Genomic DNA, 12,190 nt, shown 5'->3' on the forward strand with positions numbered 1-12,190 from the left:
AAGAACTAATCACAAAGGCGATTTTATAAATCAATCGCCCTCTTCATTCAAATCAATTGACTTTATTTACATATCAGTCGCTAGAATTACGGAACCTGCTAGTAAAAGCACTCATACCTTATCGATAATTTAAGCCCGTATGCTAAAGTATATTTAAACCGAATACCTCTCTCACATCGAACAATACCTTTTGCGTTCTTTCTCTGGAGACTTGTGTGCCACTGCGTAAAATATCGATGAGTTGCGCTTTGTCATTCAGCAACTCAGATCTTCTTTCGCGAATCGGACGAAGCATTTCTTGCAAGCACTCTTCCAATACTTTTTTGGTTTGACCATCGCCCAGCCCACCTTTTTGATAATGCTCTTTTAGTTGACTGACATAATTAGCGTCTGCGTGAAAAGCATCAAGATAAGTGAACACGATATTCCCTTCTACCTTGCCAGGGTCTTCAATTCGTAGGTGATTTGGGTCGGTATACATGGATTTAACTGCAGCTCTGATCTCTTTCTCTGTCGCACCCAAATTAATGGCGTTGCCCATCGATTTAGACATCTTACTTTTACCGTCAGTACTAGGGAGACGAGATGCATTACTGAGAAGTGGCCTGCATTCATTCAAGATTGGCTTACCCGCCAACGAATTCATTTTCCTCACTATCTCATTGGTTTGTTCTAACATCGGTAGTTGGTCATCGCCGACAGGTACTAAAGTTGCGTTGAAAGCGGTGATGTCTGCCGCCTGAGATATGGGATAAGTGAGAAAGCCTGCTGGAATTGAGCGTCCAAATGCTTTGTTTTGAATCTCGCTTTTGACCGTTGGATTACGTTCCAAACGAGCGATAGAAACAAGATTGCTGTAGAACATCGTGAGCTCAGCTAACACAGGCAATTGTGATTGCAGACAAATCGTGGTCTTGGTCGGGTCGATACCCACCGCAAGATAGTCAGCGACCACATTGAGAATGTTGGAAGAAACCTTCGAGGGATTATGGGCATTGTCGGTAAGCCCTTGCATATCAGCGACCAAGATCGTTTGGTTGTGAATATGCTGCAAAGAGACTCTCTGTTTAAGTGAACCGACATAATGACCCAAATGCAAAGGCCCAGTTGCCCTATCCCCAGTCAGAATGATTTCAGGCTTGTTGGTATTGTTCTTACTGCCAGTATTATTGTTGCTGTCGATATGGCTTTTTGAGTTGGTATTCATGGTGTATCTCCAAGTTAAAAAGGCTACTGGAGATAAAAAGAGGCGACATTTTTGATGACATTCTTAGCTACCGTCCAGCAGCTAAAGAATGTAAGTATTCCGTGCTGCTCTATTGAGAGCACCACCAAAAGAAAATTGAAGTTGAAACAGAATTAAATTTCATGGTTAAAACCTATCAACAATACAGACGAGCGACAACTGTTATTTACGCGCACAAAGAAAATAGGTCATAAGATTAACCGGTTATAGTCTTAATCTTTACTGGAACACAGTTCAGTGATTCGGTCACACATAGCTTGGTTAACTGTGAAGTGGGTGTTGAGAAACACTAGTTGGGCAAGTGCCGATTCCGCCGTACGCTCGTAACCTTGGGTAAAGGTTGGTAGTAATTGAGCAAACTTAGGAAAGCGCGCTTCTAGCCTTCTATCCGACATAAACTTATCGACGAATTCAGGCTCAGAATGTTCAGTTTGATCCACAAGATCGATCAAACGATCAAGTGCGTAAGATTGAACGAACCGACTCCCAGCCAGCTTTTCGCCTCGATTGTAACGAGACATGCCGACATAAAGATTGGTTAGTGCCTCACCAATGATCCACTCTTGCGAATTAGCGTCTGACTCCCCTTTTACTGGTGGAACACAACACTGCGTATCAAATTCAGGTTGCTGCCAAACAATGCGCCCTTCAGCAAATGGAATATGCGCTAACTCATGGGATTCAAACACCGCAAATTCACAAAAGATACCGTCAGCGTAAAGCACTTTATAACCATCCACAGTATTTCTTACGGCATAATCGATAGGATGAATATCTGAGAGCCAATGCAAACTGTCTAGGAAATACTGCTTGTGCCCCGTTTGCACTATCGCGAAAAAATCGACATCTGAATACTGATCAAGTCGTTCTGTTTCAATACCGACTGAACCTAACCCTAATAGAGCATGAGCTTTACCTGACGCTTTTAAAGACTCGCCAATCGCATCTAAACGCTGTAGTAATTTTTCTGGTGTGTTTGGCTTTGGTGTTTGTATTGCTTTCAGCGCTTTATCTGTTTGCATCTCTATGTCCCTATCAAGTTGAATGCCATTCAACCTAACTGATAGTTAGAACATCTATGAAGTTTAATTTATAAAATATGTGTTTTGTATAACGATCTGCGCAAGTTATTGTTTGATTGAAAACTAAAGTGAGGAGAAAAGTAGATTAAGGACAGAGAGTGTATTTCGCAGGCAGGGAAATAACACTCTTCGATAATATCTGTTATCTAGAAACTCAGGAACTAAACTGCTGACTTAGCCAAGTACGCTGCCATTTCTTGCTCTGGCACCATACCTCCTCCGGTCGCCCACACAAGATGCGTTGCATTCGCTAGCGTCGACTCATCAATTTGTAGACGAGCAAGGTATTCGCTATTTTGCTCAACATGAATCGCACCTGGCATACCCGCGAGTGCTGAAGGCTCAAGTTGAATACCCTCTGCTTGGTTCAGTTCGCCTAGCAATTGATACATGCGTTCATCGGTTAATGTGTAATAGCCATCAAGCAAGCGCTCCATCGCGCGACCCACGAAACCTGAAGCCCGACCAACCGCTAAACCGTCTGCGGCGGTGAGGTTATCAATACCCAGATCTTGCACTGCGATCTCATCATGCAAACCCGAGTGAACACCGAGCAACATGCAAGGCGAATGGGTCGGCTCAGCAAAAATACAGTGCACGTTGTCACCAAAAGCCATCTTCAATCCAAATGCAACACCACCGGGGCCTCCACCTACTCCACATGGCAAGTAAACAAATAATGGATGTTCTTTATCCACTGAAATGTGTTGTTGTTCAAATTGCTGTTTGAGCCTTTGCCCTGCCACCGAGTAGCCAAGAAACAGAGCTTGCGAGTTTTCATCATCAATGAAAAAGCATCGAGGATCTTGTTCTGCCTCTTTCCGTCCTTGTTCTACTGCAACGCCATAATCTTCTTCATATTCAACAACGTTGACGCCATGCTCACGGAGTTTGCTTTTCTTCCAAGCTCTCGCGTCTGCCGACATATGAACAGACACTGTAAAACCTAGCTTGGCACTCATGATACCGATCGACATGCCTAGGTTACCCGTTGAACCTACCGCAATGCTGTATTGTGTGAAGAAATCACGAAACTCAGGTTCAAGCAGTTTACTGTAATCATCATTTTCGCTGAGCAAGCCCGCTTTAATAGCAAGTTGTTCGGCATACGTTAATACTTCATAGATACCGCCACGCGCTTTAATTGAACCCGAAATCGGCAAATGACTGTCTTTCTTCATCATCAAACGCCCTTTTATTGGCTGCTGATAATGGGTTTCTAACGCTAATTTCATCGAAGGAATATCGATAAGTTCAGACTCGATGATGCCATTGGTCACTTGAGTTTCAGGAAACGCCTTGGCTAGATAAGGAGCAAACCTTTGTAACCTCAAACTCGCATCATGAATATCTTGTTCGCCCAATCCCACATAAGGTAAACCGCGCTCCAGAGTCGTCACGTTTGGGTTAAACCAAACCACCTCTTCCAATGCAATCAATTGTTGAAGTAATGGGGAATCTGAGATGAGTTTATCGATATTCAATTCAGTCATGGGTGACCTTCTCTGGTAAAGCGCGTACTGCGCACGTTCAATCATTAGTAAACCTATTTAAACGGTATTTGTGTAATCATTCAATGACCTGTAGGCTAGCTTTTCTTCTCATAAGCAAACAGTAGAACAACCTATGAGCGTCTCTCTTCGTAATAGCATTTTCGTCATGTTAGGGATTCTATTTCTAGCACTTAACCTGCGTGGGCCTTTTACGAGCTTAGCTCCTGTGCTTTCTCAGGTTATGGAAGGCCTCAACCTTACGTCGTCGGCTGCTGGCTTCTTAACAGCTTTGCCACTGTTAACTTTTGCCTTATTTTCACCATTAGTCACCAAAATATCCGAACGAATTGGTCTAGAACCAAGCTTGCTCTTAGGCTTAGTTTTGATCACTACGGGTATTACACTGCGTTCTTTTGGAGCAATTCCGACGTTATACATCGGCACAGTAATGATTGGACTTGGTATCGCGATTGGTAATGTGTTGTTGCCCGTAGTAGTGAAAATTAGCTTCCCTACTCGTATTGCGACAGTCACTTCTTTGTACATTTTTACGATGGGCATCGGTTCGACGTTAGGCTCAAGTTTGATGGTGCCGTTTTCGAATCTAACCTTATTCACGATTACGGGTTGGCAATTAGCACTGTTAATGAACCTAATATTCCCAATATTAGCTTTGATGATTTGGTTGCCTAAGATCAGAAAGCGCTCTTCTTCAGCAACCAATAACAAGTATCAAGAAAAGCCTATTCCGATGCAGAAGATGATCAAGAGTGGCGTTGCATGGCAAGTGACACTAGCTCTTGGGCTTAACTCATTTACCTTCTATTCTTTGGCAGGCTGGCTTCCACAGATCTTGAACGACCTTGGCTACAGCGAAATCGACGCGGGCTACATTTATGGATTTCTACAATTTTCGACCATGGTTCCGGGATTGCTGTTACTGCCGTTCTTAGGTAAAAGCGATAACCAACAATGGCTCATCACGCTTTGTACTTCGAGTGTATTTCTTGGATTAATTGGGCTGTTGTATTTGCCTGAGTTTGCAATCTTTTGGGTGGGACTCTTTGGATTAGCCAACTGCTCTACGTTTATTATCGCGCTTTCTTTTGTTGGCCTGAGAACATCGAATAGCAGCCAAGCCGCATCGCTGTCGGGTATGGCGCAAGGAATTGGTTATGCTTTAGCAGCAACAGGCCCAACGCTGGTGGGTAAGCTTCATGCTCAAACCGATTCTTGGAGTGTTCCCATTCTGCTGATCGCATCTGTTGCTTTCGCGTGCACGATTTTTGCGGCATTGGCAGCACGAGATAAGAAAGTGAGCGTTTAGGACAAACCGAATGGTTATGGCGTCGCGACTTTATTGCTCGCGACTCTATTGCTGACGACTGTCTTGATGTATTCGCTTGGCGACAAACCAAATTTGCCTTTAAAGCGCTGACTAAAACGACCTTCTGATTGGTAACCGCAAGATTGAGCCAACACAGCAACATTCTGCTGTCCGTTTTGCATCAGATAAAGCGCATGACTCAACCGAACTTCAGCCAGTACCTCACGATATTGCATTCCTTCAAGTTTCAATTTACGGATAAGCGTGGCGCGGCTCATCGCAAAGCGTTCCGCTACCGACTCTAGCGGATGTTTCTCATCAGGTGAATGAGAAAGGTAATGACTGAGCTTTTGGCTAAACGAAACGTTGGCACTGGCAAACAATCGATGCAATACCCCTTTTTCGGCTAATTGCTGGTATAAGCCCTGCAACCAAAACTGTTGGGTCTCTTTACTCATGCTTTGTCTATCAAAGGAAAACAGAGCGTTGAGTGAGTCTTGTAAGCTTCTGTCCGCTTGTACTGTCGGCAGCCCCAGATCATTCGAGCGTTCCTCACTTAAACCAAGCATCGCCTGAGAAGGTTGGAATTGAAAGCTGAACACTCGTGATAAGAAGCGCCCTTTGTGGGGCATGTTCTCAAAACTTAGTGAAGCTGATGCCTCACACAACAACAGCTCAGAATGTGAGAGTTCTGCCGCTGAATCTTTCCAAAACAGGCGCTTACTGCCTGTAATGATCTGAATGATACTAGGAGATAGAATCCTCACATTACGTAGCTTTTGTAACTGCTCTGCACGAAAGATCGTCACTTGATATTGATGATTCATCTCATCCCCCTTGTTTACTTATTATCAACGACCAGCTATCGCATCAATAACTGGTCGCTTTATTAGCGTGTGTAAATTATCAACGTGTATAAAGCTATTAACGTGTATAAGTTGCCGTCAGTTTCGCTTTGTCTAGAGCCATGCTGTTCAACGTGAATCCAACCACAGCCGACGGCGTGTTTTCGTCTAAGTTGAGCTTATCCGTTGGCAATGCCCAAACCGTGAACTGGTAGCGGTGCATGCCACCTTTTTCAGGAGGACAAGCGCCACCGAAATCTACCGTTCCATAATCTATGCGGCCTTCTTTGCCACCCACTTTAGAGATGTCGACACCACGAGGGAGCTCGCTCACTGTTGCTGGAATATCAAACACGACCCAGTGCCAGAAACCACTTTCAGTCGGAGCATCTGGATCATAAGCCGTGATTGCAAAGCTTTTGGTTCCTGCTGGAGCATCTTTCCACATCAACTGCGGTGACAAGTTCTCGCCGTTACAACCCCAACTTGAATATTCAAACGTCTTCGCCATTGGGTGACCTTCTTGAATATCATTACTCGTTAATTCGAATGCCTGAGCCGAGCCAGCTGTTAAGATACTAAGTGCCAATACTGATTTGTTGAGTGTTTTCATGGTGGTTCCTCTGATTAGGTATGATCCCAGTATAGTCCCCTCCATCCGTTCGATAATGACAGTAAGTACACAATTATCTAGTTTAATTCATTAAGATGATACTTACTGTATGTTCCAGTTTTCTTTGGAAAATATTCCGTTTAACAGGCTCTATAACCTCGCTTATCTCAACCACGATTTAACTAAAGCAAAAATCCACCTTTTGGCTTTCAAGCATCAATCCCTATCGAGACCTAATTCTCTCTATTTTTGTGCAAGAAAATTGGATACCGACCACAATTTCAAACACAGATATTTTCACATAAACCTCAAAAGTGATATCAATATCAATATTGACCGATAATAATACAAAAGAGATATTTTTGATGAATAAGACCCTACTCGCTTGCTACGCCCTTCTTGCTTTTTCTTCTGCGGCAACGGCTAATGTTCAGTTTTCGAACCCAGAAGGAGCTTTAGGCGAACCTTCTAATTACTCTCAATACCAAAATGTTTTGTCAGAATCTGAACTTCAAATTTCAGATCCTAACGGAAAGAAAGGCAACAAAGGCTATTTTGCACTCGATAATAACTACGACGGCATAGTGAACAAAAATTTCTATGTCGACAAAGAAAGTGAAGCGCTAGTCTTTACCATGAAAAATGACCACCTGCGTAACGAGCTACGCGTTCAGGAGAACTTCCGCACAGACTTAGCAAATGAAACATACATATTGAGTTCGGAAGTGGAGATCATAAACCCTGAAGAGTCGATGAAGAACTCAGACTCTAAACAAGACGAGATTACTTTTCTACAAGTACACAACAAAGGCCTAGATAACCTCGGTACTCACAATGTCCCTCACCCTTTGCTGCGTGTTGTGTGGAAACGTGACAATAATGGTATTGAAGGGCATTTCTGGGCAATCGTTAAAAACAACGCTGTCATTTGTAAAGGAACGTTTGGTAAGAAGAACAAAGATAAGGAAATGTGCAAATCAGACGTAGCATATTCTCAGTTCGACTTAGGTAAAGCGCCAGAAGGCAAACCAACAGCATTTGACCTAATCGTTGGTGATAAGAAACTCATTGTTGACGTAAACGGTGAACGTAAAGTTGAGCAGGATATTGATTATTGGCGCCACCTATTAAGCTACTTCAAAGCTGGCGTATATAACCAATTTACAAATGGACAAAGTGAAGCTCACTTCTACAAGCTAGAGTACACAGAGAAAAAGAGCTAATTTAAAATTTGGCTTACAACCACATTGAGTCATCAGAAACAGAAAAACGGACTTGTTAGAAAGTTCGTTTTTCTGTGAGCGCTGTTGAGCATTGTTAATGAGTTAACCCGAATATCTAGATAGCTAGAGTTAAGCAGCCGATTACTTTTGTTGCTTCCAATACAATATGCCTTTATTCAGTTCTTTCGTTAACTCTATTTTGAAAGGCTGTTAATAGGTAATCGATAAAGACTTTCTTGCGTTTTGGCATCAACTGCCTGTCTGCATACACCAAACTCACGGATACCTCAGGCATGTCATACTCAGGCAATAGTCGTACTAATTTGCCTGTTTGAAAGTGATCTCGACAGATGAACTCCGGTAAAACGGCTATCCCCAACCCATCGACACAAGCAGTAAGGCAGGCTGTAATCGTGTTTACCCTCAACTGACACGGCAACTCTATCAAAATCGACTCTCCATCCTCCAGCTGCAAATGCCATTTAGGTAAGCGTGCTGCTTTGTTAACGACTTCAATCAACCTAAATGGTGATTTTAGATCTGTAGGAGTTTTGATATCACCAAACTGTTCTAAATATTCAGGACTCGCTACCAGTACACGTTTTGATGTTGTCAGATATCGAGAAACCAAACTTGAATCCACTAGCTCACCAATTTGCGCGTAAAGGTCGATACCTTCCGAAATGATATCAACTTCGCGATTCGTCAGCTCTAAATTCAATGTGACATTTGGATGTTCTTTCAAGAAACTGTGTATATATTTAGCCAACACTTGGTGACCTAGTTCGACGGGGAGTACCACATTTAAAGGGCCACGAATCAGATCTTGATTTGCGGATACTTCGAGTTCGGCTTGGCTCATGATTTCATGCATTTGAATACTTGATTGATAAAATCGTTCTCCCTCTGGTGTTAGCAGCAAACTTCTGGTCGATCGAGTGATCAACCTCACACCTAAATGCTGTTCTAACTCTGCCAATTTTCGGCTTACGGTCGACTTAGTCATGTTAAGTGTTTCAGCAGCCTGCGTAAAACTCCCACAATCAACAACTTGTGTAAAAACAGTTACAGCATTTAAGTCCATCACGTATTCCTAAAACTATCATTAGTAAAATTTTTGCAACAGTGTTTCTCTTTTTTCCTATCTTATCAATTAATGATATTCATTTACAATTCGTTACATCTAAATAAAAACAAAATGAGAAAAAGAAATGACAGAGAAAAACAACGCTTCGCACACAGTAAGCAAAACAAGACGTAAAAAAGCTCCGCTTATTGCCACTGCGATCATGCTGTCATTGGGTTTAGCAGGCGCGGGATATTGGTACGGTTATGGTCAGTACTTTGAATCAACCGACAATGCCTACCTTCAAGGCGACATTACTAACATTAGCCCTAAAGTCTCAGGCTATATTGTAAAGTCTTACGTGAGTGACAACCAATCGGTAAAAGCTGGTGATTTGTTGGTGCAAATTGATGACCGTGATTACCAATCGGCTCTTGCTCAGGCCAGTGCCCATTTATCTGTCGTTCAATCCGATGTGAAAAATCTTGTAGCACAACAGACGTTACAACGTAGCAAAATAAACCAAGCTGAAAGCCGTGTTGATTCCGCACAAGCTGAATACGAACGTGCGACTCAACAAGTAGTTCGTTCTCGTAGCCTATTAAAACGCAATTACGCCTCTCAAGATGAAGTCGACAGCATGGTAGCACAACAAAAAGTGACCCAAGCCGATTTGGAAGAAGCAAAAGCTAATCTCGTTGCGACCAATGATCAGTTAATTGTAATTGCGAGTGAGATAGAGCAAGCCAATGCATCGGTAACAGAAGCTCAAGCACAAAGAGAACAAGCACAGTTAAACCTTGATTATACTAAAGTGTACGCTCCTACCGACGGTGTTATTGGTAAACGCAGTGTGCGTGAAGGTTTGTTGATTCAAGCTGGAGCACCGTTGATGAGTTTAGTGCCAAATAATCAAGTGTGGATTGAAGCCAACTTCAAAGAGACACAACTCAGTGGTATACACAAAGGTCAAACAGTTGAAGTAGAGCTAGACGCTTTTCCGGGTCAGCCGCTTGAGGGCGTGGTCGATAGCTTCTCCCCTGCTACTGGTGCTAAATTCGCGCTGCTTCCACCAGAGAATGCAACGGGTAACTTCACCAAGATTGTTCAACGTGTCCCAGTAAAAATTACGATTCCAGATCAGCAAGGGTTAAAAGGTCGTCTTCTTCCTGGTTTATCTGTGGTAGCGACCATAGACAAACGAGGCTAGACCATGAGCAACGCTGGTGTTGTCACCCAAACTAATGATGATCACGAGGTATCCACTCGCCATTGGATTGCCCTATTTGGCGGGCTAGTTGGCGCGTTCATGGCGATCTTAGATATTCAGATCACCAACTCGTCTCTTAAAGACATTCAAGGCGCACTATCTGCCACTTTGGATGAAAGCTCTTGGATCTCTACGTCTTACCTAGTTGCAGAGATGATCGCTATCCCACTCAGTGGTTGGCTTTCTAAAGCGCTCGGTAAACGCCGTTACATAACGTGGACGACGGCTATCTTCACCATTTCATCTTTGCTGTGTTCATTTTCTTGGAATATGACCTCGATGATCGTGTTCCGTGCGATGCAAGGCTTCAGTGGTGGTGCTTTAATCCCGCTCGCATTCTCATTGGTGATTCAGTTACTGCCGGTTAACAAACGGGCTGTGGGTATGGCATTATTTGGTGTAACCGCGACCTTTGCTCCATCGATCGGCCCGACATTTGGTGGTTGGCTGACGGAGAACTTCTCTTGGCACTATATTTTCTACATCAACATTCCGCCAGCCCTACTCGTGATCACCATGATCCGCTATGGCTTAGACGATGAAAAACTCGATCTTGGTACCCTTAAAAAGGCCGATTGGTTTGGTATCGCCACCATGGCACTCGGATTGGGTTGCTTAGAAGTGGTGCTGGAAGAAGGTAACCGCGAGGAGTGGTTCAGCTCAAGTTTCATCATTGGCTTGAGTATTGTGTCGGCGGTGAGTCTGGTTTACTTCGTGATAAACGAACTCCAACACAAAAAGCCCTTGGTTAATTTGCGGCTATTGCGGGATGCTCAATTTGCCATGTCGTGTATCGCCTACCTGATTTTAGGAATGGCGTTACTCGGGTCCATTTATGTTTTGCCATTGTACTTAACACAAATACAACAGTATAACGCGATGGAAATTGGTCAGGTGCTCATGTGGATGGGGTTTCCACAGCTACTGATTTTCCCGATTGTACCTAAGCTCACACAGATAATTAAACCTAAATACCTAGTGACCTTCGGTTTCGCAATGTTTGGTTTAAGTTGTTACGTAAACACACACATGACAATCGATTTTGGTGGTCAGCAGCTGATTCTATCGATGGTTCTACGCGCGATTGGCAGCCCATTTATTATGGTTCCACTGTCTTTGGTTGCGATGAAGAACATCAGTAAAATGGATACACCTGATGCTTCGACCTTAACCAATGTGATGCGTAACTTAGGTGGTGCTTTTAGTATCGCGATTATTGCGACGCTACTTGATAATAAAACACGTGAGCATTTGGCTCATATTAAGGAATCACTGCCTTCTGTTAGTCAATTAGGTTGGCAAACACTCAAAGATCAACAAGCGTTCTTTATCCAATCAGGAAGCGATGCCGCAACAGCAATGCAACAAGCTCAGGCTAGCCTGTTAGGAACCATGCAACGTGACGCCGCAATCATGGCCTACAACGACGTATTCCTAATGATGACAGCGTTTTTGGCATTAGCTGCGGTTCTAATTTTGAACATGCGCGATTAAAAGTAAACTGGCCCATCATTCAGGTTTACCTAGCATAGAAACACGAAAGCCCGATACCGCACTCGTTATCGGGCTTTGTAGATCTTTATTGAGCTATGTTGTATCGCCAGAAATTAGTACTTAAGAAGTACTTTGACATCGCCAGTAAGTGCAGCTTCATCAACATAACCAATCGCGTTCGTGTTTGAAGCGACTTGATTGATTACGGCACTGTAATCAGCAACTTGGACCGGCGCTTCAGCTTTACCAGTGAACACTAAGCGAGCCCAAGCGGATTGCAGTTGGGACTCTGAACGACCCGTTGCTACTTCATGAAAAGCAATACGACCTTCAGCGCCATCAACAAGCTCAACAATTTGAACTTTACTGCCATTACCCAGTTGGTTTGATTTACCCATGAATAATTTTTTCACATCAGCATTGGTTAACGCATCAACACCTGCGCTATTGCCGATAACAACCATACCCGCAGCAGCATTAAACGAAATAAACGTTGCTGCCATAAGCGTTAGTAACTTTTTCATACTGATA

11 protein-coding genes are annotated in these 12,190 nt (G+C 43.3%); 4 read left to right on the forward strand and 7 right to left on the reverse strand.

Translation table 11 applies throughout. From position 1 onward, the window contains the following. Positions 1-142 precede the first annotated feature (142 nt). The 3 genes from trpS to SJY39_RS11195 form a co-directional block, all read right to left on the reverse strand. Positions 143-1,207, reverse strand: a complete 1,065-nt coding sequence (trpS, locus tag SJY39_RS11185; RefSeq protein WP_010429395.1) for a tryptophan--tRNA ligase — start codon at positions 1,205-1,207, stop codon at positions 143-145. Between the two features lie 251 nt (positions 1,208-1,458). Beyond that, a complete protein-coding gene (locus SJY39_RS11190) occupies positions 1,459-2,268 on the reverse strand; it encodes a hypothetical protein (RefSeq protein WP_010429392.1) in 810 nt (269 codons plus the stop codon). Positions 2,269-2,489: 221 nt separating this feature from the next. Then, entirely contained in the window at positions 2,490-3,821 is a 1,332-nt protein-coding gene (locus SJY39_RS11195) for a D-serine ammonia-lyase (RefSeq protein ID WP_010429389.1), read from the reverse strand. Between the two features lie 133 nt (positions 3,822-3,954). Here SJY39_RS11195 and SJY39_RS11200 point away from each other — a divergent pair, with 133 nt between their 5' ends. Continuing rightward, positions 3,955-5,148: an MFS transporter gene (locus tag SJY39_RS11200; RefSeq protein WP_010429385.1), complete on the forward strand. Its 1,194-nt coding sequence runs from the start codon at positions 3,955-3,957 to the stop codon at positions 5,146-5,148. A 14-nt stretch (positions 5,149-5,162) separates the two neighbouring features. On the opposite strand, the gene SJY39_RS11205 is transcribed toward SJY39_RS11200, so the two are convergent. After that, positions 5,163-5,975, reverse strand: a complete 813-nt coding sequence (locus SJY39_RS11205; RefSeq protein ID WP_016768831.1) for a helix-turn-helix transcriptional regulator — start codon at positions 5,973-5,975, stop codon at positions 5,163-5,165. Between the two features lie 97 nt (positions 5,976-6,072). Next, positions 6,073-6,606 (reverse strand): YbhB/YbcL family Raf kinase inhibitor-like protein, encoded by a 534-nt coding sequence (locus SJY39_RS11210; RefSeq protein ID WP_016789850.1) that lies wholly within the window; start codon positions 6,604-6,606, stop codon positions 6,073-6,075. A gap of 365 nt (positions 6,607-6,971) precedes the next feature. Here SJY39_RS11210 and SJY39_RS11215 point away from each other — a divergent pair, with 365 nt between their 5' ends. Beyond that, positions 6,972-7,829 (forward strand): polysaccharide lyase family 7 protein, encoded by an 858-nt coding sequence (locus SJY39_RS11215; RefSeq protein ID WP_016793664.1) that lies wholly within the window; start codon positions 6,972-6,974, stop codon positions 7,827-7,829. Positions 7,830-8,001: 172 nt separating this feature from the next. Here SJY39_RS11215 and SJY39_RS11220 read toward each other — a convergent pair whose 3' ends face one another. Next, complete coding sequence (locus tag SJY39_RS11220; RefSeq protein ID WP_010429377.1) at positions 8,002-8,913, reverse strand: LysR family transcriptional regulator; 912 nt, start codon at positions 8,911-8,913, stop codon at positions 8,002-8,004. Between the two features lie 127 nt (positions 8,914-9,040). Between SJY39_RS11220 and SJY39_RS11225 the strand changes: the two genes are divergently transcribed. After that, positions 9,041-10,105 (forward strand): HlyD family secretion protein, encoded by a 1,065-nt coding sequence (locus SJY39_RS11225; protein WP_010429374.1) that lies wholly within the window; start codon positions 9,041-9,043, stop codon positions 10,103-10,105. Between the two features lie 3 nt (positions 10,106-10,108). After that, positions 10,109-11,659, forward strand: a complete 1,551-nt coding sequence (locus tag SJY39_RS11230; protein ID WP_010429371.1) for a DHA2 family efflux MFS transporter permease subunit — start codon at positions 10,109-10,111, stop codon at positions 11,657-11,659. A gap of 113 nt (positions 11,660-11,772) precedes the next feature. Here SJY39_RS11230 and SJY39_RS11235 read toward each other — a convergent pair whose 3' ends face one another. Further along, positions 11,773-12,183 (reverse strand): phosphate ABC transporter substrate-binding protein, encoded by a 411-nt coding sequence (locus SJY39_RS11235; RefSeq protein ID WP_016768828.1) that lies wholly within the window; start codon positions 12,181-12,183, stop codon positions 11,773-11,775. Positions 12,184-12,190: the final 7 nt, after the last annotated feature.

The organism is Vibrio sp. R78045 (genome assembly GCF_042466085.1).
Lineage (GTDB): Bacteria > Pseudomonadota > Gammaproteobacteria > Enterobacterales > Vibrionaceae > Vibrio > Vibrio cyclitrophicus.